This window comes from Cocleimonas sp. KMM 6892 (genome assembly GCF_035798195.1).
In the GTDB taxonomy this organism is placed as follows: domain Bacteria; phylum Pseudomonadota; class Gammaproteobacteria; order Thiotrichales; family Thiotrichaceae; genus Cocleimonas; species Cocleimonas flava.
This window is the reverse complement of sequence record NZ_JAPFBV010000003.1, coordinates 560248-586424: the sequence shown is the minus strand read 5'-3', so window position 1 is coordinate 586424 and position 26177 is coordinate 560248. Positions and strand designations below refer to the sequence as shown.

The following is a 26177-nucleotide window of genomic DNA, read 5'->3' as shown; positions in this document are numbered from 1 at the left end:
TGTACTAATTGCCCGTGAGGCTTGATTCTATAACCTTAAATGGTTTGTGAGTTGGCTTTTTTACAAGTAACAAAGATACAAACAGATTTGAGAACAAAAGCTAGTGCTTTGCCTAATTGATTGTTAGTGAGGAATGAATAATGACTCATTAGCAAATATTGAAGTCTACTCAAATGAGCAGATGTTCAATAAACCAGTTTCTTGGTGACAATAGAGACATGGAACCACCTGAATCCATCTCGAACTCAGAAGTGAAACGTGTCATCGCCGATGATAGTGTGGGGCTTCCCCATGTGAAAGTAGGTCATCACCAAGTTATTATCCTGAAAGCCCGTTCTAGCGAACGGGCTTTTTTTATGCCTGCGATTTATATCAAAAAACCCTTCGTCATTACCTTAAAACCAGATCAGCAAACGTTGATTAGAGATATGTAATGTCTTTGGACTTAATGAAGATACATGCGTTGTTCATAGGCGAAAGTACTTTGAGTGGCAGATCACAGATCTACCTGAAAGACGTCTTTATTACATGAAAAGGATAAAATAAAAAAGTGCCCATAAGTACGGGGCTGTCTATAGATCAGAAATAGATGAAATATATATTAGTATATGCTAATATACTGACTCGCAATTCTATTTACTAGCTATTTTATGGGTAAAAATATGATTAATAAGAACATTAAATTATTGTTAGCAGTAAGTATGTGTATATTTACTATTGGCGTATATGCTGAAAATAAGCTGATATATCCGCCAGCTGATAATTCAAAGATATACGAATATCCTCCAGTTAATTATGGAACAACACAACAAGGTAATACTTTTGTTCCACGTTATCCAATGAACAACCCACCTTCTTATAACCAACCTCAGCAATATGCTGGTTATGAATCAATGCAGAATAATTATTATCAGAGTCAAATGCCTATGCAAAATGGGATGCCAATGAATGCAGCTAATCCTTATCAGTATAGTAATGATTTTCCATTCGCAAATAATATGCCATTTAGTAACGGTTCTAATAATAGCTTTAATCCGTTCTCTGGCGGTAATATCCCCTTTGCTAATACTTCTGGTAATAACTTTAATCCATTTGCTGGGAATAACATGCCGTTTGGTAATAACTCAGGTAATAGCTTCAATCCTTTTGCAAATGGGGCTATGCCATTTGCAAATAATTCTAATTACCCTATGAATAATATGTTCAGCAACAATAATAACGCTATGCCATTTTTTGGTAATTCCAATAATTCAAATCGGAAGAAAGCATGGGGAGATAAAAGAAATATCTGGCCTGATTTTTATACGAATTTCACCGATGAAGCTTGGGATACAATGTCTAGCACACCCCGTGATTTAGGACGTATGCCTGGAGGGTGGCGCTTTCCTCATATAAGTACGCCAGATCCGGTGACTGTATCTGATGCTATTACAAATCAGTTTCCTCCAATAGCTGAAGAAGCTGGGAATATGATGGATTTTTCCGATTGGGGTGTCTTCGACGACAAATAAAACTTTATTATAAAAACAGTAGCTTAAAAAATAATATTGTTTTTCATTCAGCTAGCATTTATTTAGATCATGTAGAATATTACCCACGATAGTCACGGATGAATTATCAAAGGGGATAAGATATGAGCATCGTCAGAATGCTAGCAGGTGTAAGTATTTGTATTGCAGTCGTTAATTTGACTTCATGTAGTAATACAAAAGAAAAAACTCAGCCTGCAGTAAAAGCTAAACCAGTTAAACATCATGTTAAAACTGATGCTAAACAAAAACAAGAATATGCAAAGCTATTAGAGATTTGGGATAAACAGGCATTAGAAAAGTCTAAAATTGCCAAAAAAATTCAACTAGCAAAAAATAAATCTAATACTAGTTATGCAGCTACGGCAGCCAAGAAATTAAGCAATGAAAAGGTGGTGTATGAAAAAAGACGACCGCCTTCTCAAAAACAAATAGTCCGTAAGCGTGCTGCAAAAAAACAAATAGCTAGTAGTTATCGAACTCCATCACATCGTGCGCCAAATAAAAACATTCAGTACGCATCTTTATCGGGAGATTACGTAAGTAATCAACAAACTCGTAGATTTATAGACAAGATGGTAAGTAAGCATGGTTTTGATCGTGGTTATTTAAACTACCTTTTCACTAATACTGAATCGACACCATTCCTTAAGCGTATGGCAGCATCTGATGCCAGAGGCCCTATAAAATCAAATAAGAAATCACGTTCTGGCCGATGGAATAGATATCGCGGTAATTTCCTGACAGAAAAAACTATTAGTAAGGGTGTGCAGTTTTGGCGTGAAAATCGTGTTGCGTTACAACAAGCCGAACAAAAATATGGCGTACCACAAGAATACATCCTTGGCATTATCGGGGTTGAAACTCGATATGGTGGAAATGTAGGTCAAAACAGAGCGATAGATGCCTTATCAGCAATGGGATTTAATAATGCACGACGTGGAAAGTATTTCCAAAGCGAGCTTGAAAGCTACTTATTGATGACGAGAAAAGAAGGTCTGGATCCACTTAAGCCAATGGCTTCATACGCAGGTGCTTTAGGTCTGTGTCAATTCATGCCAAGCAATATCAAACGCTATGCTGTAGATCATGATAGAAATGGCCATATCAATCTTTGGACACCCAAAGATGCAATTGGCAGTGTAGCTAATTACTTTAAAAAACACGGTTGGAAAACAGGTGGCACAGTTGCTGTGCGAGCATCATCTAAGAACAGCAGTTATAAATCATTACGCACTGGCTTCAAATCAAGCCATAGTTTAAATAGCCTTAAAAGTAGAGGTGTGTCTGCTGATTACTTAGGCGATATTTCAGGAAAAGCGAGTTTGATTAAACTGAATACCTATAGTGGTGATGAACTTTGGCTCGGTGGTCATAATTTCTATGTAATCACTCGCTATAATCACAGTAGTCACTATGCAATGGCAGTTCACCAGTTGGCTGAAGCAATTGATGCGAGAATCGGTGGTAAAAGTGTTATTAGACAAGCTTCTATTGATTCTGATCTAGATGCGTATAAGGCGCTACTGGACTAAGGCAGCCTAATAATGCTTGATTAGAGCTAGCATAAACCTATAATGCACAGTCTTCTAGATATTGAAGACTGTGCTTTTTTTTGCCCGTCTTTTTTACAATCAAATATTCAATTTACAACATAACTAATTTAGGTAACCGCTTTGATTTCAGCTTCTAATATCACAATGCAATTTGGCGAAAAGCCATTGTTTGAAAACGTATCAGTCAAGTTTGGTAATGGTAACCGTTATGGTTTAATTGGCGCTAATGGCTGTGGTAAATCTACATTCATGAAAATATTGAGTGGGCAACTTGCTCCAACTGCAGGTAACGTCACGCTAGATCCAGATGTACGTTATTCAGTACTTGGGCAGGATCAGTTCGCATTTGAAGAATTCAGCGTGCTTGATACTGTAATCATGGGTGACAAGAAGCTTTGGGCTGTTAAAGAAGAAAGAGATCGCATTTACTCTTTACCAGAAATGAGTGAAGAAGATGGCATCAAAGTAGCTGATCTTGAAATTGAATTTGGTGAAATGGATGGTTATACCGCTGAATCTCGTGCGGGTGAATTATTACTCGGTCTAGAAATTACTGAAGACCAGCATTGGGGGCCAATGAGCTCAATCGCTCCTGGATGGAAGTTACGAGTACTACTTGCTCAAGCGCTATTTTCTGATCCGGATTTATTATTACTCGATGAGCCAACAAATAACCTGGATATCAATACCATTCGCTGGTTGGAAAAGTTACTGAACAATCGTAAAAGTACTATGGTTATCATTTCTCATGACCGTCACTTCTTAAACAGCGTTTGTACCAATATGGCAGATCTGGATTACGGCGAATTACGCATGTTCCCGGGTAACTATGATGAGTACATGACTGCAGCAACTCAAGCCCGCGAACAGTTACAAAACGAAAATGCCAAGAAAAAAGCAAAGATTGCAGAACTACAGCAATTTGTTAGTCGCTTCTCTGCGAATGCATCAAAAGCAAAACAGGCTACATCACGTCAAAAACAATTAGATAAAATTGAATTAGCACACATAAAACCATCAAGCCGTGTTAATCCGTATATCGTTTTTGAACAGGAAAAGAAGTTATATAAAAACATATTAGAAGTAAAAGGTCTTAGCAAAAGCTACGATGAACCACTTTTCCGTGATATTGATCTGATGGTTGAAGTCGGTGAGCGTATCGCGATTATCGGACCAAACGGTATTGGTAAATCAACACTGTTACGTTGTTTAGAAGGTGCTATTCAACCTGATAGTGGCATGGTGAAATGGTCAGAAAATGCGACACTAGGCGTGTATGCACAGGATCATGCTTACGAATTTGAAAATGGTGAGTCACTATACGACTGGATGAATCAATGGCGTAGTGAAGAAGATGACGAGCAATCAGTACGCTCTGTATTAGGTCGTTTATTATTTTCAAAAGCACAAAGTGAAAAGTCGGTAAAAGTTATATCAGGTGGTGAGCAAGGTCGTATGATCTTCGGTAAATTAATGATGAAGAAAGACAATGTTCTTCTGATGGATGAGCCAACGAATCACCTGGATATGGAATCGATCGAGTCTTTAAACCTGGCGCTCGAAAATTATCCGGGAACTCTGTTCTTCGTCAGTCATGACCGTGAGTTTGTAAACTCTCTAGCGACTCGTATTATCGAGATGACGCCTACAGGTATTAATCAATACTCTGGTACTTATGACGAGTATCTTGCTAGTCAAAGCCTAGAAGGCTAACTGAGGCAGGTTACAAGAAATGATTGGCATAATGGCTGCAATGCATGAGGAGCTCAAACGCATTGTAACCATGTTAGAAGATGTTTCAGAAGAAAAAGTAGGTCATAAGACGGTTTATCTGGGCCTATTAAATCACATACAGGTTGTTGTGGTTTTCTCCGGCTGGGGAAAGGTAGCATCAGCTTCAACGACAACAATGCTTGTCGAAAGGTATCACATTTCAAAGCTTGTTTTCACGGGTGTTGCAGGAGCAATTCCACAGCACTTGGAAATAGGTGATATCGTTGTCGGGAGTTCATTCGTTCAACATGATATGGATTGTGCAGGTGTGTTGGGTATCAAGCGTTTTGAAATTCCTCTTTTATCTCTGACTGAAATTTCAGCGGCTTCTTCTGATGTGATTCTTGCCAAAACAGCTTCCGAAAAATACTTGGCTGATGATCTGACCAGTGATGTTGATGCAACTGAATTATCTAATTTAGGAGTAACAAAGCCTGTTGTATATACGGGTTTAATTGCCAGTGGTGATCAGTTCATCAGTTCGGTAGAGAAACAACGAGAGTTGCTTTCGACGTTACCCGATTTACTTGCAGTAGAAATGGAAGGTGCAGCAGTAGCACAGGTTGCTTATGAGTATTCTTTGCCATTTACTGTAATAAGAATCATATCTGACAAAGCCAATCATGATTCTATGATTGATTTTCCACGATTTATTGAGCAAGTCGCTTCGCATTTCACGGCGGGTATTATTAAACGATTGATTGTTTAACTGCCTGCTCGAAATAATAGTTAAAAAAGTGCCTCAAAGGTGGGGGGTGGCTTAAATTTTTATTCTGTATTAAGCATGAGCAGAAGAACTAATGACTCCTGTGTAAATAAGGTATAGCAATATAACGCCAAAAATAATGCGGTAGATGCCGAAACCGACAAAGGTGAATTTTTCCAGAAAGCGAAGAAATAATTTCATCGTGAAGTACGCGACGATAAAAGAAACCACGAACCCAACGGCTAATGTCATCAAATTAGAGTCACTAAAGTCTTTGTAGTTTTTCAGTAATTCATAGCCACTGGTAGCTGCCATTACTGGAAGCGCTAATAAAAATGAAAACTCAGCGCTGGCCTTACGACTTAGACCTACGAGTAAAGCCCCAACGATTGTAGAACCTGCGCGGCTTGTTCCCGGAACCAGTGCAAAGACTTGTGCAATGCCTATCCATGCCGCTTGTTTGTAACTGATATCTTCAACATCTAATGTTTTGGCTACAGCAGTTTTCTGGAAGTGTTCAATAATTAAAAAGATGATACCGCCGACAATAAACATGATCGCTACTACTTGTACTGAAAACAGCATCTTGATTTGGTCTTTAAAAATAAAGCCAATAATAGCGAGAGGTAAAAACGCAATAAGCAGCTTTACCCATAAATCAAAATGTTTAGGGTGAAACTTGTCTTTGTAATTAGCGATCACGGCAAGAATGGCAGAAAGCTGAATAATGATCTGAAAGGCAGTGTTTTCTTTTGTTTGAGGGAGTCCCATGAGCTCTGTGCCGACGATTAAGTGTCCGGTGGAGGAAATGGGTAAGAACTCTGTAATACCTTCTATAATGCCGAGAATGACGGCATGAATGATTTCCATTCAACTAATCCCAATTAAATATTAAAAAAAGTGGGATTGTACACGAATACAAGATGAAACTAACTATCATCTTGTATTCGTCAATCTAAGATTAATTGCTAATGCTTAGAGGCTTACCTAGATAATTAGCAGGTGCTTATTCGCCAAGTTTAGGAGATGCAACCAACAGTGATTTTCCTTCAGGAATATCGGTGTATTTCTCAAAGTTATCGATAAATAATTTTGCTAGATCTTTAGCTTTGGTATTCCACTCTTCAGCATCCGAGTACGTATCACGAGGATCCAGAATTTCTGGGTTTACGTTTTCTAGTTGCACTGGGACTTTTAGATCAAAGAAAGGAATTGTTTTTGTCTCCTGTTCGTCGATGCTGCCATCAAGGATAGCGCTGATTATTGCACGCGTATCTTTGATTGATATACGTTTGCCAGTACCATTCCAGCCAGTATTTACCATGTAAGCTGTCGCGCCAGATTGTTCCATGCGCTTTACTAGCGTAGCCGCATACTTGCTTGGGTGTAACGATAAGAAAGCAGCACCAAAACATGCAGAGAAGGTTGGTGTAGGCTCTGAAATACCACGCTCAGTTCCAGCTAGTTTTGCCGTAAAGCCAGATAAGAAATGATATTGCGTTTGCTCTGGTGTCAAAATCGACACAGGAGGTAAAACACCGAAAGCATCTGCCGATAAGAAAATAACTTTATTTGCAGCGCTACCTTTTGATTGAGGCTTTACGATGTTTTGTATGTGGTAAATTGGGTATGAAACTCGAGTGTTTTCCGTTTTTGATCCGTCATGAAAATCAATCGTATTATCTTCGCGAGTAACTACATTTTCGAGTAATGCGTCACGGCGAATAGCCTGATAAATTTCTGGCTCTTGCTCAGGGTCGAGGCTAATGGTTTTAGCGTAACAACCACCTTCGAAGTTGAAGATGCCGTCATCATCCCAGCCATGTTCGTCATCGCCAATTAAAGCGCGCTCTGGATCTGTAGAAAGCGTTGTTTTGCCCGTGCCAGACAAACCAAAGAATATCGCAGAGTTACCATCTTTGCCGATATTTGCAGAGCAATGCATAGAAGCAATGCCTTTCAATGGAAGAAGGTAATTCATAATAGAGAACAAGCCTTTCTTCATTTCTCCGCCGTACCAGGTCCCACCAATTAGCTGAATGTTTTTGGTTAGGTTGAAAGCAACAAAGTTTTCAGAATTTAGTCCCTGTTCTTTCCAGTCAGGATTAGTGACGCTTGCGCCATTCATAACCGTGAAGTCTGGCTCGAATGTTTCTAGTTCTTCGTCAGTTGGACGGATAAACATGTTTTTAACAAAGTGAGCTTGCCATGCAACCATGGTGATAAAGCGTACGCTTAATCGAGAGCTTTCATTTGCGCCACAATATGCATCGACAACAAATAAACGTTTGTTTGATAACTCATCTACAACCAGTGATTCAAAGTGCTCCCAAAGCTCTGGCGTAATTGGTTTGTTATCATTTTTGCCCTGATCAGACCACCAGAAAGTATCTCTGGTGACATCATCACGAACGATGTATTTGTCTTTAGGAGAGCGTCCAGTAAATATGCCCGTATCGACTGCGACAGCACCTGTGTCAGTCACAACTCCTTTTTCAAAGCCTACCAGATCGTCACGTGTTTCTTCGTTAAACAGCATCTCATAAGAAGGATTGTAGATAACTTCAGATGGATTTTTAATACCGTAACTACTTAGATCAATGGCTTTCATTCTTATAAGGCTTCCTTAAGTTTCTTGTACTCAGTTGTAATCAGTCGATACTTTAGTTCGGCTGGGGTGGGCGAGTGTATGGATTTAAAAGATTCTGTCAACAAGGATTGAAGATCTAAAGAGTAATTATATTCATGATAGATGATGGCGTCCCGAGGAGGATTCGAACCCCCGGCCTGCCCCTTAGGAGGGGGCCGCTCTATCCTACTGAGCTATCGGGACTAATCAAAACGATTTTGCATGTGTTTCTATTATTTAACGCACGGAATTGTATCGGACTTTCAGTAACCTTTCAGGATATTTATTTCTCACTTTTGAGGCATCTATTTACAGAGTGTTCCGCAGCTTTAGAGGTAAACAAATTAGTGGGAAATGAAAGACTGCAGGTTGATGGAAAATCTATCAACCTGGAATTTAAGCTCCATCACATTATTCATCCAATAACTTTTTCAGTTGATAAAGTTTTTCCAGAGCTTGTTTCGGTGTTAAATCATCTGGGTCTATATCCATCAGCGTATTCTTTATTTCTGTTGCCGACTCATCTTCAATGGCAAAGCTTTGGTCGTCTATCGGATCATCATCTGCAAAGCCTAAATTAAGAGAGAGTGTTTGTCCCTGCTCTGGTTTCTGCCTCGCATCTTGTTCTAGTTGATGCAGTTTCTTGCGGGCTTTAGCGATGACGCCTTTCGGTACACCTGCGAGTTGAGCTACTTGAAGTCCATAACTTTGATTTGCTGGACCATCTTTTACGCTGTGTAAAAATACGATTTTATCGCCGTGCTCCACAGCGTTTATATGTACATTCGCTATCGTTGGTATTTTTTCTGGAAGCGCAGTTAACTCGAAGTAGTGTGTCGCGAATAAGGTAAATGCCTGTTTCTGCTTCGCCAAAAACTCAGCAAAAGACCATGCCAACGACAACCCATCAAAGGTACTGGTGCCACGTCCAATTTCATCCATTAACACCAGTGAGTTAGCCGTTGCATTATTCAGGATATTGGCTGCTTCGGTCATTTCTACCATAAAGGTCGAACGTCCTGTGCTTAAATCATCATGAGCGCCGATTCTGGTAAATATCCTGTCGATTGGGCCTATCACTGCAGATTCTGCGGGTATAAAACTACCGATATGAGCCATTAGAACAATCAAAGTAATTTGGCGCATATAGGTCGATTTACCGCCCATATTAGGACCGGTAATCATTAGCATTCGACGCTGGTCATCCATATTCAAATCATTGGGTACAAATGGATCATCTAAGGTGCTTTCAACGACTGGATGACGCCCTGCAACGATATTGATGCCAGGTGATTCACTGAGTTCTGGTTTAGCATAGTTCAGTAATACTGCGCGTTCTGCGAAGTTACTTAAAACATCGACTTCTGCTATGTTTTGAGCTGTTTCCCTCAGTGATAAGGTATAAATCGCCAGATCTTGTAATAGTTTTTCATAAAGGGCTTTTTCTCTTGATAGAGAGCGTTCTCTGGCTGAAAGTACTTTATCTTCAAACTCCTTCAGTTCTGGCAAAATGAAGCGTTCCGCCATCTTGAGTGTTTGACGACGGATATACTCAGGCGGAATTTCATCCGTATGCGAGCGTGGAATTTCAATGTAAAAACCATGTACGCGATTATAGGCGACTTTTAAACTAGCGATGCCTGTTCGCGCTTTTTCACGCGTTTCTAAATCTAATAAGTACTGATCTGAATTTTTACTCAGGTTACGTAGCTCATCGAGTTCTTTATCAAAGCCTTCTGCAATAACACCACCATCGCGTATTAATACTGGTGGATTATCAATAATCGCGGAATCGAGAAGGGTGACTAATTCATGATGTTCATCGATGCCTGTTCTAAGTGATTCAATCAGCGGGTTATCGAGTTGTTTTAGAATGCTGTTTAACTCTGGGGTAACTTTAAGAGAGTCTCTTAATGTTGATAAATCACGAGGTCTAGCGGTTGCCAGAGCAATTCTTGAAATAATTCGTTCTATATCACCGATGTGTCGCAATACGCCATGCAGCGTTTCATAATGATATTGTTGAATAAAGCTATCGATGGCCTGATGACGGTTTCTCAAGATGTTTTGATCACGTAATGGCTTATTCAACCAGCGACTTAATAAGCGCCCACCCATGCTTGTAGCGGTTTTGTCTAAAACAGAGATCAGGGTGTTCTTATGGTCGCCCATAAGACTGTGTTCGAGCTCTAAATTACGGCGACTGGCAGCATCAAGGATAATGCCGTCATCGCTGCTTTCTACTTGTAAACTATTAATGTGTGGGAGAGCTGTGCGCTGCGTTTCATTAACGTATTGGAGTAATACGCCTGCAGCGGTGATTGCTACGGGCATATCATCGCAACCAAAACCAGATAGATCTTTGGTGCCGAGCTGCTTTTGTATCAGATTACGCGCGTTTTCTTCGTCAAAGTGCCAGGGTGCTCTTTTGGTAATAGAATATTGATCAGATAGTTTAATTTCAGTATTTTCGTTAACGAGTATTTCAGCTGGACGCATACGTTCAACTTCATTATGTAAAGCTTCGACACTATCGACTTGCTGTACGATGAAACGGCCATTGCTTAAGTCGATGCAGGCTAGTCCATAGTTGCTTTTGTGTTGATTCGTAAACTCTGAAATGGCTAGTAGTAAATTATCACGACGTTCTTCCAGTAAAAAATCATCAGTGACTGTTCCTGGAGTGAGAATACGGACTACTTTTCTTTCAACAGGGCCTTTGGATTTGGCTGGATCACCAATCTGTTCGCAAATGCCGACAGAAATTCCCTGCTTCAATAATCGTGGTAAATATTGTTCAGCAGCATGATAAGGAATCCCTGCCATAGGGATCGGTTCACCATCTGATTTTCCGCGAGCAGTGAGAGTAATGTTTAAAAGTTGTGCCGCTTTTTGTGCATCTTCAAAAAACAATTCGTAAAAATCACCCATCCGATAAAACAAAAGAAGATCTGGGTTTTCGGATTTGATGCGTAAAAACTGTTGCATCATCGGTGTGTGTTTCTGCGCGCTTTTTGCTGCAGTTTTGGTAGCGGTTTGAGTCATCCGGCTAATTTAACAAATCAGTCTTACAGTGTCACAATAAACTTGGAATTCTCATCGACGAAATTCATTTCAACGAAACTATTCATCAAGCTTCTGTCTAAACGTTTGATGAGTGCAGTCTGCATTATGTGTAAGAGTTTGATTATGGTAGAATCATCGCGGCTTTATTATAAAAATTTATGGGGATAAATATGTTAAAGATTAATGGCTTAATTGCATTGACCACGGTTTCATTATTTGGGCTTACAGCCTGTGGTGGCGGAGGGAGTTCTTCTTCTGTTGTTAAAAAGAATGGTGTTTTTAAAGACAGTAACGTGTCTGGTCTCTCTTATGTTTCTGGTGGTCAGGATGGCGTTACAGATGCATCTGGTGGTTTCATTTACGAAGATGGTGAAGATGTTGCCTTCTCAATAGGCGCAGTAGCGCTTGGGTCGGGTACTGGTAAAGCGGTAATGACACCAGTAGATCTTGTTGCTAATGGCACTTTGGCTTCTGCAGAAGTAATCAATAAAGTACGTTTTCTGATGATGTTGGATAAAGATAATACGCCGAGTAACGGCATCGAAATTTCTAAAAAAGTTCAGGCTAAAGCAGAAAGCTGGGCAGCAGTAGATTTTGCAGCGGCTGATTTCCCTACACAAAACGTGAATAACATCGTAACTTCAGCTTCTGTTGCGGATGGGATCGAGCATGAAATACCTGAAGCGACGGTAGCGGCAACTCACTTAAAGACGACCTTGCTTTGTGCAAATGCGGGTGCTTATGTAGGTTCTTACGAAGGTACAGAATCAGGTAATATTGCGTTAGTCGTAAACCCGGTTACGGGTGAGGTAGTAGGTTCTTCATATAATCCGGAGAATGAAGTATCGGTTGAGATTAGCAGTGCTACCGCGCTTGATTATGATATGGGATTAGAGTTTGTGAGTGCTGAAGATTCTGCCAAAGAATTTACTGGAAAGCTCAATTCTACTGAAGACCTATCAGGCACCTGGGAAAATAGCGCGAATACATCCTTGAAAGGTACATTCTCTGCAGAGAGATTAGGCGGTGAAAGTGATGCAGTTTATCGTTACACCGTTCCGTTCACTGGGGGAGATCAAGGGTTATTTACCTTTGATGTCGACAAGTCGAACAATGTAAAAGGAACGACTTATAGTGTTTCAACGAATGAAGAAAGTGAAATCACAGGTAAGTTAGTAGATAACAAGCTGACTGCTAAATCAGATGATGGTACTGAAATCGATGGTGTTTTAGATGAGGAAACTTTGACCTTGAGTGGAGTATGGTCGAATGTTACAGATCTGGAAGCGGGATCTTATGTTGGTGGTGGTTGCCGTTTAAACTAAGTTAGCTCAACAGATTTAACTCGAAACACCAAGATAATCAAAAATACGAGATAAAAAAAGGGGGATGTATTTAAAAATACACCCCCCTACTTATAAGCACTTTTTTAAGAAGTAATAGTAATCACTAGTTCCTAAAATCAGCTTAAAGAATTACTTCTTTTGTAACGCGTCACGAATCTCAGTAAGTAGGTCTTCTTGAGATGGTCCAGCTTCTGGCTCTGGCTCTTTGTTACGTGTAGCAATTTTAATAATAATAAATACAACTGCCATAATGATTAAGAAGTCAATGAAGCTCTGAATGAATGCGCCGTACTTAAGCATGATTGGCTCTAACCCTTTTTCTCCACCACCTGTTTCAGCAAGCTTGATGCCTAAGTCTGTAAAATTAACTCCACCTAGTGCAACTCCGATTGGTGGCATAATTACGTCACTTACAAGTGATGAGATTAATTTGCCAGATGCTACACCGATAATAATACCTGTAGCCATATCGATTAAATTACCGCTAAGAGCGAATTCCTTAAAGTCTTTGATCATTCCCATGTTTATCTTCCTTAATAGTTTGTTAAATTAATATAAAAAAATTTGATTGTTTTGTTGAATCGTACATTTAGTGCGAGCTGCACAAAATTAGTTCGAAAATCTGAATAAATATATTAAAAGGTTTGAAATTAATTTCGCCCATTAAAAACCCCGAGATAGACTCGGGGTTGAATGTGGTTACACCAGGAAATCATGAGATCTCTGGCAGTGTCATCCTCCAAGAAAACACTAAGTAACCATTCTCCTCGGGTGGTATTTGTGGAGAGCGCACAGTTTACTATAAAAAGTACTATTGGTGAATTTAATTTCATTCATTAAAGACTGAGAAGTTACTATTAGTTATTTTAAATCAGCGGCTTAGGTTTTTTCTTTTTAAGGTTTTCTCTATTTTTGAGATGAACTTAGAGGAATGTGCTGTAGGATTTGTAGCAGGATTACTCCATCTTTCCCATTTAAAGAGTGATTTTCGGTACTGAGTGCGATGCCAGAACGCTCTCTTAATGCCCAGATATTATTCATGTCCTGACTGAAAGGGGGAACAACAAAGTCGAACCTTTCTGGTTGAGTAATGGAATCATTTTTACGAATAATAGAAGCATAATGAATGTTTGGATGGTGTTGGCGATTCATCCAGTACAGAAAGTTATAGGGAGCTTCCTCTTTTAGGTCAGAAAATAAACCGCGAGAATCTTGCAATTCGCTAATACCAGCCATGCTGGCCATCATCCCAATAGGAGAATTGCCTGCTAAATGAGCGATATTGGCGGCAGGTGTTCCGAGGTGTGGTGATGCAATTGTTATCAAACCATTCACTGCCTGCTCACGCTGAGGGTCGATGACATAAAGTCTGGCAATTAAACCACCTGCCGAATGGCCAACCAGAGTCATTGGTTCGAATCGATAGGCATATAAATGAGAAAGATACTGCATGAGGTAGCTTTCTTGAATTTGTAAGTTAGCTTTCGATGGAAGGTTAACCGTATAAAAGACGTCACCTTTAGTCATTAAGTCACGAGGAAAAAGGATTCCTTGGGCGCCGTAACCATAGCCGCCCCCATCTTTCCAGCCAGCTTGTAAGAGCGGTTGGGTAAAGCCTGAGTAGCGCCACGACATGTCATCCGCCATAAAGCCATGCACCAGTACAATGGTTCTTGCCTGTAATGAATTGAAAGGCAGTATGCTTAATAGAAGTAATGCGAATGAAATAATGATGTGTTTAAATAGCTTCATGACAATTAAATGTATCGCTTTTGATTTAGATAATACCCTGTGGGCCGTCAATCCGGTGATTGCTAAGGCAGAGAGCAGCTTCTACGAATGGCTGAAATCATACTACCCAAAGATCACCCAAAAATATAGTGGTGAGGCATTGGTTCAGCATCGTATGGATTACATGTATGCCAAGCCTGAAATGCATCATAACTTAACCGATTTGCGTAAGAGCTGGATGAGAGCTCTGGCAGATGAGATTGGTTATGATCACGACTATGTGGAACCGGGCTTTGATGTATTTTGGTCAGCCAGAAATGACGTGACTTTTTATGATGGCGCTTTGGAAATGCTAGAGAAGCTCTCTAAAAAGTACTCATTAGGTGTTATCACCAATGGCAATGCTGATGTGAATAAAATAGGAGTAGGGCACTTATTCGACTTTTCTTTATCTTCAGAAGCCGCTGGCGTATCTAAACCACATAAAGATATTTTTCATAAAGCGATGGAACTATCAGACCATGATTTCCATCAAACGGTTTATGTTGGTGATGATCCAGAGCGCGATATCATTGGTGCTCAACAAGTTGGTATGAAAGCTATTTGGTACAACCCAACGTTAATGCCTTGGCCAGGCGGTCAAACACCCACGGCGGTGATCCAGCATCATCACCAATTAGAAGACAAAATAGTAAATTTGTGACATGATAAGGCGCAATATAAAATCTGGATTTTATCGCTAGAATAATAAGAATTAATTAAAAAAAGCCCTCAAAGTAGGGGGGTGCACTTCCAGTTCTATACCTACATAGAGGGGTTTGGGGTAATGCAGCATAGTCAGCTAAGAGATACCAGTTCGCGCACTCGCGAAGAATGGATACATCGACTCTCCATCAATGAAAGTGAAGAAGATCAGCAATTGCTAATCGATGCGATTGATCTGATGCTTACAGTTGCAGAGTTTGATGAAGATTCACAAGTCCCCTTAAGTCTGGACGTCGCGGATATTTTACGTAATTTACAAGTTGACCAGGTCACACTTATTGCTGCGGTATTAAGCGATGTACGCCTCTGCGACACTTATTCCATAGAAGAAATTGCTGAAAAATTTAGCAGCACAATTGCGTTGCTGGTTAAAAACATGCGGTGGTTGCATAATTTCAAACCCCAAAACGAAAACGAAGCGGTTATTCCCGAGCAAGCAGAACGGCTTAGACGCATGCTGTTGGCGATGGTCGATGATGTACGTGCGGTCTTAATCTATCTTGGCTGGCGCTTACAATACTTACGTCTACTCGCCGATGCGGAGCTTTATGATAAGCGTGCAGTTGCTCAAGAGACGATGGATATCTATGCGCCTTTGGCAAATCGTCTGGGTGTTAGCCAACTAAAATGGGAAATGGAAGATCTGGCTTTCCGTTATCTCGATCCCATGGGCTATAAGAAAATAGCCAAATCCTTAGATGCGAAACGCCTAGAGCGCGAAGCCTATGTTGAAGCATTTATCTTCAATCTGCGTCAGTTCCTAAGCGATATGGACATAGAAGCCGAAGTTTACGGTCGACCCAAACACATCTACAGCATCTGGAAGAAGATGCAGCGTAAAGAGCTTTCTATTGATCAGCTTTATGATTTACGTGCTGTTCGCGTTATTGTCAGTGATGTTAAAGCCTGTTATACCGCGCTTGGTGTGGTTCATGAAAAATGGAAGCACGTTCCGGCAGAGCTCGATGATTATATCGCCAATAAAAAGCCGAATGGTTACCAGTCTTTGCATACCGTGGTTATCGGTCCTCAGGGAAGATACGTAGAAATCCAGATTCGTACGCAAGATATGCACGTGTTCGCTGAACTGGGTGTTGCTGCACACTGGCGCTATAAAGAAGGTGGCGCACAAGATGCGGCAATGGAAAGAGTCGTTAGTTCTTTAAGACGATTACTCGATAGCGATGATACCGATGACGAGCTACTCGAAGACTTCAGGGCGGAAATTTTTCCGGACAGGGTATTTGTGCTTACGCCGCAAGGCGACATTGTCGAGCTTTCCAAAGGTTCTACGCCGTTAGATTTTGCCTATGCTATTCACACAAGTGTGGGTCATCGATGCAATGGCGCAAAAGTTAATGGGGTGATTGTTTCCTTAGATCATAAACTTAACAATGGTGATCAGGTAGAAATCATCACCAAGAAGGAGGAGCAGCCCAGCAGAAAGTGGCTCAACCCTACCTTGGGTTATGTCGGCTCAGCAAGCTCTCGGAGCAAAATCAGACATTGGTTTAGACAGCAGGATCATGGGAAAAACTTGCAAGATGGCAAGGATGTGATTGAGCAGGAAAAACATCGTTTAAATCTTAAAAAGATAGACCTTGAGCCTTTAATTCAACGTTTTCGCTTTCAGTCAAAAAAAGAGTTTCTGATTGCGCTGGGTCGGGGTGATATCAGTGTCGCTCAGTTAATCGATTCACTGGAAGTGCCGAAGAAAGAAGAAGTTAAATTCCGTAAGGTTAATGTTAAAAATGAACATAACGATCGCGGCATTCAAATTCAGGGTGTTAGTAATCTTTTAGTTGAAATAGCCAACTGTTGTAAGCCTGTACCCGGCGACAATATTATTGGTTATATCACTGTCGGAAGAGGTATCACGATTCATCGCGAAGATTGTCCTAATATCGATGAGGACAATCTTGGCCCAGATAAATCATTGCGACTAGCCGAAGCTTCCTGGGGTACAGAAACAACGGCCTACACCGTTGATATTCAAGTGACTGGTTTTAATAAGCCCGGTTTGATTAGTGATGTTGCTCAGGTGTTGGCAAAAGAGCAAATTAATGTCGTCAGTATGACAACGAAACGAGGCAATACAGAGCTTATCTCATTGCTGAGTATTTCCATTCAAATAGAAAATACGGGTCAGCTATTTGATGTGCTTGAAAAAATAGGCCAATTACGAAATGTGATGGACGCAAAGCGACAAAAGTAGATTTATTTCTTTTGGTTCGTTGCAGCTAAGTCGTATAAGGTTTTGTAGTAAGTCAGGGTGAGAACATTAATGTTCTCATTGTTGATAATGCACCCCCCTACTTATAGCCTAAAATTGCTGATATTCTGAAATATAGCGCTGATGCGTTTCCTATTATATTTCTGTTGGTTTAAATCAGTTTCGGTGCGAGAATGCGCCATTTTTTGACCTAACGTTTTATTTCCTTCTGCAGTTCGTCTTATGATTAACAATATTTTAAAAACTACATGGCCTTTGTTTTTAGGTTTGGCATTTTTGATGCTTGGAAACGGCTTGCAGGGGACGCTTGTCAGTTGGCGAGCCAACTTCGAAGGGTTTAGCTCGAGTACCACGGGTTGGATCATGACAGCCTATTATTTAGGTTTTTTGGCGGGGTCGTTACTCACCAATAAACTCATAAGGCAGGTCGGTCATATTAGAGTGTTTGCGGCGCTTGCATCCTTGGCCTCAACGGCTGTACTGGTGCAAATCCTGTTAATTGATCCCATCGCCTGGATATTTATGCGGCTGATTACCGGGTTTAGTTTTGCTGGTGTCTATGTGGTTGTCGAAAGCTGGTTGAATGCGCGTGCTGACAATGACAGTCGCGGAAGGATTTTATCGCTGTATATGATTGTTTCCTACGGTGGTCTAGCGGGCGGGCAATTACTATTTAAGGTTGCAGATCCGACTACTTTCAATTTATTTTTACTTTCTTCGATTCTATTATCAGTGGCTTTGATTCCTCTGTTGGTTACCCGGGTGGCAGCACCACTAGAAGAAGAAAGCGAAAGCATGAGTGTCTTAGAGTTGTTTAGAACGGCACATACGGGTGTAGTGAGTATTACATTAACCTCGATAGTTTCAGGCGTGGTTCTCGGTATGGGTGCGGTTTATGCTGCGAATGCGGGGATGAGTATTTCGCAAACCGCGGTCTTTATGAGTGTGTTCATAGCTATGGGTGCAGCGGCACAATGGCCGGTCGGCTGGATATCAGATAAATTTGATCGACGTTTAGTCATCGTTATTTTGTGTGCGATTTCTGTGGCTTTAATTGCCGTGCTTTATAAAATTGATCCGCAGTCTAACGCTTTTATTGTGATATTCGGTTTGTTTGGCGCTGCCGCTCTGCCTGTGTATTCATTGAGTATTGCGCATACCAATGATCGTTTGAGACCAGAACAGATGACGAGCGCCAGTAGTACCATGGTACTTTTTTCCGGTATTGGTGCGGCTGCGGGCCCAATAACGGTAGGTTACTTAACAGCGGCTTTTGGCAATGTCTGGTTTCTTTTGTATTTAGGGGCGATACATGTGGTGTTAGGCTTGCTTGTTTTGTACTTTATCTTCCAGAGAGAGGCAGTACCGGACGACGAGCAAGTGGATCATCAGCTTATGGCGTCGAGGATTACTCCTGTAGGTTTAGAGGCTGTCGCATTAGATGCTGAGGACTCCGGCAATGATGAAGATAATGATGCGGATAAAACGACTGAAAAAGGAATGTAACTAAATAGCTGTATAACTAGATAACTAGTGCATGTATTTTCATTAATTCAGAAGCAAAAAAGGATGCCACATGGCATCCTTTTTTTATAGCTTTAGACAAACGCTATTATTTGATTTTAGCAACGCCAGAATCAATTGCAGCTTGTGAAATAGCTGCAGGTAAAATATCAGGCAAACGCGGATCTAATGGCGTAGGGATGATGTACTCCGGACCGAATTCCATTGAGTCTTTGTTGTAAGCTTTAAGCACTGAATCAGGCACTGGCTCTTTCGCAATTGACGCTAGTGCGTGAACAGCAGCCATTTTCATCTCTGTATTGATGTTAGTTGCGCGTACATCTAAAGCACCACGGAAGATGTACGGGAAGCCCAAGACATTGTTGATCTGGTTAGGGTAATCGCTTCGGCCAGTCGCCATAATGATGTCTGGACGAGCTTCACGAGCTACTTCAGGATCAATTTCTGGATCTGGATTAGACAGAGCAAAAACAATCGGATGATCAGCCATCGCTTTTAGAGCTTCGACACTTAATAAATTTGGACCAGAAAGACCGATAAATACATCAGCGCCAGTACATGCATCTAGCAATGTTCTGTCTTCAGTTTCTAGTGCCCATTCCTGTTTGTATTTGTTTAAGTCATCACGACCAGAGTGGATAACCCCGCCGCGATCAAGCATATAAAGTTTGTTTTTATCTGCCCCCAGTGACGTCAGTACTTTCATTGAAGCTATGCCGGCTGCACCAGCACCTAGACAAACGATTCTAGCGTCTTTTAGCTCTTTGCCTTTTAGTTCTAGAGCGTTAATTAGGCCAGCTGCAATGATGATGGCTGTGCCGTGTTGATCATCGTGAAATACCGGAATATCCAGTTTTTCTTCCAGAATACGCTCAATCTCAAAACATTCAGGCGCTTTAATATCTTCTAAATTAATGCCACCAAAAGTAGGTGCGATATTTTCTACAGTTTTGCAGAAATCTTCAACTGAATCTGAATTTACTTCAATATCAAAAACATCGATGTCTGCAAAGCGTTTGAATAAAACACCTTTTCCTTCCATAACAGGTTTGCTTGCAAGAGCGCCAGTGTTACCTAGACCTAATACAGCTGTTCCATCTGTTATAACGCCAACCAGATTTCCTTTTGCTGTGTATTTATAAGCATTTTCAGGATCTCTTTCGATCTCTTTAACTGGTTCTGCTACACCCGGTGTGTAAGCAAGCGATAAGTCCTTCTGAGTTTCAGTAGGCTTTGTAATCTCAATTGCGATTTTTCCCGGCTTAGGATTTAAGTGGTACTCAAGGGCTTCTTTTTTTAGCGTTTCATTCGACATGAATTATTCCTTATACTATTTCTAAGTAATGTGTAATTAAGCTTAGACTATTACTGGTTGAGTGGTGAAAAATAACAGTGTTTGTTTATTGAATGACTTTTACCAGGCGTCCCGGAACAGGTTGTCCTTTAGGGAACATGCCATTGATAAGACGTAATCGTTGTTCATCTACCTTACTTTTTTGTGCCAAGGTAGCATAGGTCAAACCTGGCGTAGATGCACGGCCTACGACGATTCTTCCATTATTGTTTTTATCAATGCGAAATGGCATTCCATCAATTTGTTTTAAATACTTGTCGTGGCCAGCATCTCTGGTGGTCTGGGTTTTAAACTTATTGGCTTGTCTAATGACTTCTTTGAGACGGGTATCATTGTCGGGGTGAGAAGAGAAAACGCCATGATAAGCTTGTACTTTACGACCTTCTTTTTGCGCCTGATACTTTTCAAATTCTTCTTGCGATTTTAATACGCTAACCACTTCAATCATATTTTCAGGATCGTAGCCAACACGCGCTAAATACTCTGCGCCTAATTTGTCAGCCTGAAGCTCGTGGTCTCTGCCGTAGCCACTTAAAAGCGCTTGTCCTAGTTGGCCAAATCCCTTGCCCGCAGTTACGCCAGCCTGATCAGCCAAAATACTCTGCAAGATAGCGCCAACAGCGCCCGCACTTTGTTGTTTTACGCCATGTTTGGCTGTCACGTGACCAATCTCATGTCCCAGTACGCCGGCTAATTCACCTTCAGAATTAAGATAAGCCATGAGGCCTGTTGTAACATATATATATCCTCCAGGAAGCGCAAAGGCGTTAACGGTAGGGTCATCTAATACGGTAAAGGTATAACTTATATCACTTCTATGGCTCTGTCTTGCGAGTTGTTGCCCAATATTGTTGACGTAAGCCTGTAGTTGCGGATTGTTGTAGCGTTTTTTCTGCTTCATGATGCTTTTGTGGCCTTCAGCACCGATCGCTAATTCTTGCTCCTGGTTAATCAGCGTAAAGTCGTTTTTACCTGAAACCGGGTTAGTGGAACAGCCGCTAAGTGCTGCGAATAGGGTGGCTGCGATGAAACCGCTAACTGTGTTTTTGATAGTCATTATTTTGAGCTCCATTTAATCATCGATTCTATTTGCTCCTCAGCAAATACCTGAAGTTGTGATGGGTGATTAAGTTGAATAGTCCGTCTTTTTCTTTGGTTTTTGAGCATACCTGAAACGATTATGCTTTTGCCGATTAATTTATCAAAATCTATCGATTTAAAATAAACTAGATTTTTCTTTTTGATGATGATCTTTATTGGTTTCTTGTCAGAGCTGTTAAGCGTCAGTGAGAGAGAGTTCTTGTATCTTTTCTTATTATTGATAATACCTTTAAGGCGAACATAACCTTTGGCTTTTTTACTGATTGAATGCTCACTATAGATCTGGTTTTTCTTGATTTTCCAGATGTTAAGTGATTTTAGTTGTGCGCTTCTTTCTGCTTTTTTATAGCAATCCGCGAATGCAATATTAGGTGATATGGCGAGTGTTTTTGCATAGCCTTGCTGTAGTAGCCAGCTGGATATATTGGTGCCATCTTTTAAAAATACATGTGCCAGTACTCTGGAATACTTATCTTTCTTTTCTTTTCCGTAAAGTAGTCTGACTTTGTAATTGTGCTGTTTAAGTTTTTCTCTTAACGCTTCTTTCGCTTTTGCGCCGTATGCCTGACCTTTTTGTTTGTGGTGTTTTGTTTCTGGCGTGTCTACACCAATGATTCTGATTTTGCGTTTATCGGTGAGTAATACCGTATCGCCATCATAGACCCATTTAACGGTTGCACTTTCTAATTGACTATTTTTAGGGGAAGGGCAAATTTCGGCCGCAAAGGTGGGGGGTGCCAAAACGATAAATGTGATTATGACAGACGCAAAAAAGGCACTCATAACTAGTGCCTTTTTTGAGGTATGCTTTAAAAGCATTAACGAATGTAAGTTTGCAGCAAGCCAGATCGAAACCCGGTTTAGCTCAGCAGACAAGGATTCGTTATTTTCTACCGTAACGATTGTTAAACTTGTCAATCGCACCAGCAGTTGTTTTAGTGTTTTGCTTGCCCGTGTAGAAAGGGTGAGATGCACTAGAGATATCCACTTTGATTAGTGGGTATTCATTACCATCTTCCCATTTTGCAGTCTCTTTTGAAGAAAGCGTTGAGCGAGTAAGAATTTTAAAGTCGCTCGCAAGGTCCTGAAAAATTACTTGATTGTAGTCTGGGTGTGTATCGGCCTTCATTAGAAGATCCTCTTAAAATCGTGTTCAAAAATCGAAGAGCGGGGATTCTAACAGATGCCCCCAATGCTTTGCAAGCGGAGTATGCCTTTATAATCCTAAAAGTGGAAGATGTTTTATCTTATGGTAAGTCAAAGAGAGCAATAAGCATTGTTTTAATGCATCTTTAGGAATTGTTTCATCGAGTGAAAAAATAATCGCTCTATTGCCATCATAGCGAAACGTATCTGGATAAACCTCTCTGAATGTCTCAACTAAAGTAGTGCTACAGATAAAATAAACCGAGTAATTATTGGGAGCCGATGCCTTCCACGTTAATCTTACAGTAGAACCAGACTTGGCTTTGTAACCAGGTTCTCCCCATTTTAAGGTTTCTTCAATGTCACCCACGTTGTCATTTTGTTTAGCGAGATCAAATATCATTCGTCGAATGGTTAGCAGTCTTTTCTGAATCGCTTCGGGATACAAGCAATAGGTATGTTTGACATCTTCGGATTGAATAACGTCTTCTAGTGATTTTAGATCTGGATCAGGCATGGCTGTTAATTCCTTTGATTAATCATCCTTTTTCTTTTTCTATAATACCCCCCCTACTTATAGGCACTTTATTTGCAATTTTAACTTAGATGTTAGATGAGATGGCACAAAAGAAGTGAGCAGGCTAGACTAGTGACAAATTCATAAATATATGAATTAATAGGCTATTCAAAAGTGAAGTTAAGTTTACGTAAAACAGAAGGGGAGAGAGAATGTCTAAGTTCGGAATGGTAATTCTTGCAGCAATCACATTATTTATTATTTTTGGTGTGGGTGTTTATAACCGCATTGTAAGTGGTGATGAAGGTGTGACTGCCTCCTGGTCTGAAGTGGTTAACCAATACCAGCGCAGAGCCGATCTGATACCTAATCTGGTAAGCACGGTTAAAGGTTTTGCCGCACAGGAAAAAGATGTTTTAACCAGTGTTGTAGAAGCGCGTGCGAAAGCTACCTCTGTGCAAATTACGCCAGAAACCTTAAATGATCCCGCAGCGTTCAGTCAATTCTCACAAGCACAAAGTCAATTAACAGGAGCTTTGAGTCGCTTGCTGGTAACGGTAGAGCGCTACCCTGATTTGAAATCGGATAAGAACTTCCTGGAATTACAGACCCAGTTAGAAGGCACGGAGAACCGCATTACAGTCGCACGTAAACGCTATATCGATGCAGTAAAAGACTATAATTTAACGGTCAGAAAATTCCCCGGCAATATGATCGCTAACCTTATGGGCTATTCGACTAAGCAGAATTTCACCGTTGAAAATGAAGACGCGATTGCCGCACCACCAAAGGTTGATTTTAATACGGCGCCTGCTACAAATTAAATTGATCTACTAAAACCAGAATGTATACAAGGCACTCATTATCAGGGTTGTTCCTGAGTTTATTCATAGTGATTGGGACTATCAGTGGAATACTAGTCTCAAGTAGTGCGATGGCCGACTTGGTAAAAGTCCCTGAATTAAACAGTAGAGTGACCGATTTAACGGGGACATTATCTTCGGCTGAAATAGCCGCTCTCGAATCCACGCTTGAAAATCTTGAAAAAAACAAAGGTAGCCAGCTGGCTATCTTACTCGTAAACACGACTAGCCCAGAAGCCATTGAAGATTATTCCATGCGTGTTGTGGAGCGGTGGAAATTAGGCCGTAAAGATGTGGATGATGGCATCTTGCTTTTAATCGCCATGCAAGATCGAAAAATGAGGATTGAAGTAGGCTATGGGCTTGAAGGTGCGATACCCGATATTGCAGCAGGTCGTATTATCCGAGAATACATTTCGCCTGCCTTCCGCAGTGGAAACTATTATTCAGGCATCTCAGCCGGTACGAATAAAATAATTGAGCTTATCAATGGCGAAGTCTTGCCAGAACCATCCTCAAATCAAGGTGATAGTTTTGATGATACCAGCGCATTGTTGGCGATGATGATTATTGGGTCTTCTTTTGTAACCAACCTGCTAGTTCCTTTGTTGGGGCGTTTAGTGACTGTTTCTTTGATTACGGTTGGTGGCACCATAATAATATGGGTGTTATCGCAAAGCGCGGTGTTAACCATTATTGCCGCCTTCTTCCTGGCGGTTTTTACGCTTGGTTTTAGTGGTTCTCGAAGCAGTAGTTACCGCGATGGTGGCGGTTACGGCGGCGGTTTTGGCGGTGGTGGAGGAGGATTCAGCGGCGGCGGAGGCGGCGGCTTTAGTGGCGGCGGTGGTGGATTCGGCGGAGGCGGCGCGTCCGGCGGATGGTAATTATGAATTTTAAAAGAACAATCAAGCATCTGTTTTATCCCGGTTGGTGGTTGCGTCGTGATTTTCCACCATCAGAAATGGCGAGAATCGAAGGGGCAATCAAACAATCGGAAAGCAAACATAGTGGCGAGATTCGTTTCGCCATTGAAAGCTCGTTGCCGTTCAAAGCGCTCTGGCATGATGAGTCGATGAATGAACGCGCTATTGAGGTGTTCTCGCTCTTAAGAGTTTGGGATACCGAAGACAATAATGGCGTGCTGATCTATTTATTACTGGCTGATCATAAAGTTGAAATTACCGCAGATAGAAATATCAACAAGGTTGTTGGTGAACAAGAATGGCAACGTATTTGTGGATTGATGCAGACAGAGTTTCGTGCTGGAAATTTTGGTAATGGCGTGGTGTTAGGAATTGATGAGATTGGCGCTTTATTAGAAAAGCATTTCCCTATTTCTGCTACTGATACGAATGAATTGTCGAATAAGCCGGTAGTTCTTTAGAAAGTTATTACGAAATAATGTTTCAAGGCACCCCCCCTACTTACGGGCACTTTTTTTAATCACTCTTCTTTTTTCGTGCTCTAGGGTGAGCCTTATCGTAGACTTTGGCCAAATGTTGAAAGTCTAAATGGGTGTAAATCTGTGTAGTGCCAATATCAGCATGCCCCAGTAATTCCTGTACCGCTCTCAAATCCCCTGATGATTCTAGAATATGACTGGCAAACGAATGTCTGAGTTTGTGTGGGTGCAGATGCTGTTCCAAACCTTGTTTCTTACGCCAGAAATTTAAACGCTGTTGGATCGAACGCTGACTGATTCGCTTGCCTCTATTGCTCACGAATAGTGCTTGTTCATCAATTTTGGCCAAGATATCTCGCTTACCTAACCACATTCGTATTGCGTCACTCGCTTTGCGGCCAATCGGAAGCACTCTGGTTTTATTGCCTTTACCCAAAGCCCTAAGAGAGTTTTCAGTGAGGTCGATACTGTCTAAATCAAGATTCGTCAGTTCAGAGAGTCGCAAACCAGATGAATAAAAAAGCTCCATGATCGCTTTGTCACGAATCGCTAAAATACTATCAGGTGGAATATCCAGCAGCTGGCTGAGCGAATCAACGTCTAAGGTATCTGGAAGTGTTCGGGCTGTTTTTGGCGCACGAATATCGATTGCAGGATTATTTTTGAGCTGATGGTTTCTAATCAGAAACTGATAGAAGCTACGTAATGACGATAGCTTCCGTTGTAATGTTTTTCCGCCGATTCCTTGTCGATGTAAACCGGCAACCCAGTTACGCACGTGCAAGCTGTCTGCTTTAACAATGTCATCGCAGTTATTTTTTTTCAGCCAAAGGCTGAATTGCTTGAGGTCTCTTTCGTATGCGCCAAGCGTATGCGGCGAGTATTGTTTTTGGTATTTTAAGTGCTCAGCGAATTGTTTGGTGGCGTGCGACAAAT

At 41.1% G+C, this 26177-nt stretch carries 22 protein-coding genes, 1 tRNA gene and 1 rRNA gene; 12 read left to right on the top strand and 12 right to left on the bottom strand.

What is annotated here, in order from left to right; genetic code table 11:
- Positions 1–200: 200 nt before the first annotated feature.
- The 5 genes from rrf to OO007_RS11630 all read left to right on the top strand — a co-directional run bounded on the left by rrf (position 201) and on the right by OO007_RS11630 (position 5567).
- Positions 201–316 (top strand): 5S ribosomal RNA (gene rrf / locus OO007_RS11650).
- 346 nt (positions 317–662) lie between these two features.
- On the top strand, positions 663–1511 hold the full coding sequence (locus OO007_RS11645) for a hypothetical protein (protein WP_325808924.1): 849 nt from the start codon (positions 663–665) through the stop codon (positions 1509–1511).
- Positions 1512–1633: 122 nt separating this feature from the next.
- Positions 1634–3064, top strand: a complete 1431-nt coding sequence (gene mltB, locus OO007_RS11640) for a lytic murein transglycosylase B (protein ID WP_131907782.1) — start codon at positions 1634–1636, stop codon at positions 3062–3064.
- A gap of 141 nt (positions 3065–3205) precedes the next feature.
- On the top strand, positions 3206–4798 hold the full coding sequence (locus OO007_RS11635) for an ABC-F family ATPase (RefSeq protein ID WP_131907781.1): 1593 nt from the start codon (positions 3206–3208) through the stop codon (positions 4796–4798).
- A gap of 19 nt (positions 4799–4817) precedes the next feature.
- Positions 4818–5567 (top strand): 5'-methylthioadenosine/adenosylhomocysteine nucleosidase, encoded by a 750-nt coding sequence (locus OO007_RS11630; RefSeq protein ID WP_131907780.1) that lies wholly within the window; start codon positions 4818–4820, stop codon positions 5565–5567.
- A gap of 69 nt (positions 5568–5636) precedes the next feature.
- Here the strand turns inward: OO007_RS11630 and OO007_RS11625 are convergent, their stop codons facing one another.
- The 4 genes from OO007_RS11625 to mutS all read right to left on the bottom strand — a co-directional run bounded on the left by OO007_RS11625 (position 5637) and on the right by mutS (position 11238).
- Positions 5637–6434 (bottom strand): undecaprenyl-diphosphate phosphatase, encoded by a 798-nt coding sequence (locus OO007_RS11625; RefSeq protein WP_131907779.1) that lies wholly within the window; start codon positions 6432–6434, stop codon positions 5637–5639.
- Positions 6435–6570: 136 nt separating this feature from the next.
- On the bottom strand, positions 6571–8175 hold the full coding sequence (gene pckA / locus OO007_RS11620; protein WP_325808923.1) for a phosphoenolpyruvate carboxykinase (ATP): 1605 nt from the start codon (positions 8173–8175) through the stop codon (positions 6571–6573).
- 145 nt (positions 8176–8320) lie between these two features.
- Positions 8321–8397 (bottom strand) — tRNA-Arg (locus OO007_RS11615).
- Between the two features lie 207 nt (positions 8398–8604).
- Complete coding sequence (mutS, locus tag OO007_RS11610) at positions 8605–11238, bottom strand: DNA mismatch repair protein MutS (RefSeq protein ID WP_325808922.1); 2634 nt, start codon at positions 11236–11238, stop codon at positions 8605–8607.
- A 191-nt stretch (positions 11239–11429) separates the two neighbouring features.
- Between mutS and OO007_RS11605 the strand changes: the two genes are divergently transcribed.
- The gene (locus OO007_RS11605; RefSeq protein WP_325808921.1) at positions 11430–12584 is read left to right on the top strand and encodes a hypothetical protein; all 1155 of its coding nucleotides are present in this window, start codon (positions 11430–11432) and stop codon (positions 12582–12584) included.
- A 150-nt stretch (positions 12585–12734) separates the two neighbouring features.
- On the opposite strand, the gene mscL is transcribed toward OO007_RS11605, so the two are convergent.
- Together mscL and OO007_RS11595 are read right to left on the bottom strand one after the other, a co-directional pair.
- The gene (mscL, locus tag OO007_RS11600; RefSeq protein ID WP_131907776.1) at positions 12735–13127 is read right to left on the bottom strand and encodes a large-conductance mechanosensitive channel protein MscL; all 393 of its coding nucleotides are present in this window, start codon (positions 13125–13127) and stop codon (positions 12735–12737) included.
- Between the two features lie 384 nt (positions 13128–13511).
- Complete coding sequence (locus OO007_RS11595) at positions 13512–14357, bottom strand: esterase/lipase family protein (RefSeq protein ID WP_325808920.1); 846 nt, start codon at positions 14355–14357, stop codon at positions 13512–13514.
- Between OO007_RS11595 and OO007_RS11590 the strand changes: the two genes are divergently transcribed.
- From OO007_RS11590 to OO007_RS11580, 3 genes are all read left to right on the top strand, one after another.
- Positions 14356–15039, top strand: coding sequence for an HAD family hydrolase (locus OO007_RS11590; RefSeq protein WP_131907774.1), 684 nt, complete (start codon positions 14356–14358; stop codon positions 15037–15039). The genes OO007_RS11595 and OO007_RS11590 overlap by 2 nt on opposite strands.
- A 123-nt stretch (positions 15040–15162) precedes the next feature.
- Positions 15163–17316: a RelA/SpoT family protein gene (locus OO007_RS11585; RefSeq protein ID WP_131907773.1), complete on the top strand. Its 2154-nt coding sequence runs from the start codon at positions 15163–15165 to the stop codon at positions 17314–17316.
- A 240-nt stretch (positions 17317–17556) separates the two neighbouring features.
- The gene (locus OO007_RS11580) at positions 17557–18840 is read left to right on the top strand and encodes an MFS transporter (protein ID WP_325808919.1); all 1284 of its coding nucleotides are present in this window, start codon (positions 17557–17559) and stop codon (positions 18838–18840) included.
- 106 nt (positions 18841–18946) lie between these two features.
- Here OO007_RS11580 and OO007_RS11575 read toward each other — a convergent pair whose 3' ends face one another.
- From OO007_RS11575 to OO007_RS11555, 5 genes are all read right to left on the bottom strand, one after another.
- A complete protein-coding gene (locus tag OO007_RS11575; protein ID WP_131907771.1) occupies positions 18947–20173 on the bottom strand; it encodes a malic enzyme-like NAD(P)-binding protein in 1227 nt (408 codons plus the stop codon).
- Positions 20174–20258: 85 nt separating this feature from the next.
- On the bottom strand, positions 20259–21269 hold the full coding sequence (locus tag OO007_RS11570) for a M48 family metalloprotease (protein WP_325808918.1): 1011 nt from the start codon (positions 21267–21269) through the stop codon (positions 20259–20261).
- Positions 21269–22096 (bottom strand): thermonuclease family protein, encoded by an 828-nt coding sequence (locus OO007_RS11565; RefSeq protein WP_325808917.1) that lies wholly within the window; start codon positions 22094–22096, stop codon positions 21269–21271. The genes OO007_RS11570 and OO007_RS11565 overlap by 1 nt, the downstream gene beginning before the upstream one ends.
- A gap of 100 nt (positions 22097–22196) precedes the next feature.
- Positions 22197–22442: a type B 50S ribosomal protein L31 gene (locus OO007_RS11560; RefSeq protein WP_131907768.1), complete on the bottom strand. Its 246-nt coding sequence runs from the start codon at positions 22440–22442 to the stop codon at positions 22197–22199.
- 87 nt (positions 22443–22529) lie between these two features.
- Positions 22530–22976, bottom strand: a complete 447-nt coding sequence (locus tag OO007_RS11555; protein ID WP_325808916.1) for a DUF1801 domain-containing protein — start codon at positions 22974–22976, stop codon at positions 22530–22532.
- A gap of 212 nt (positions 22977–23188) precedes the next feature.
- Between OO007_RS11555 and OO007_RS11550 the strand changes: the two genes are divergently transcribed.
- The 3 genes from OO007_RS11550 to OO007_RS11540 all read left to right on the top strand — a co-directional run bounded on the left by OO007_RS11550 (position 23189) and on the right by OO007_RS11540 (position 25223).
- Complete coding sequence (locus OO007_RS11550) at positions 23189–23800, top strand: LemA family protein (RefSeq protein ID WP_325808915.1); 612 nt, start codon at positions 23189–23191, stop codon at positions 23798–23800.
- 110 nt (positions 23801–23910) lie between these two features.
- Positions 23911–24723, top strand: coding sequence for a TPM domain-containing protein (locus tag OO007_RS11545; RefSeq protein WP_325808914.1), 813 nt, complete (start codon positions 23911–23913; stop codon positions 24721–24723).
- Between the two features lie 2 nt (positions 24724–24725).
- Entirely contained in the window at positions 24726–25223 is a 498-nt protein-coding gene (locus tag OO007_RS11540; protein WP_325808913.1) for a TPM domain-containing protein, read from the top strand.
- Between the two features lie 55 nt (positions 25224–25278).
- On the opposite strand, the gene xerC is transcribed toward OO007_RS11540, so the two are convergent.
- Positions 25279–26175, bottom strand: coding sequence for a tyrosine recombinase XerC (gene xerC / locus OO007_RS11535; RefSeq protein WP_325808912.1), 897 nt, complete (start codon positions 26173–26175; stop codon positions 25279–25281).
- Positions 26176–26177: the final 2 nt, after the last annotated feature.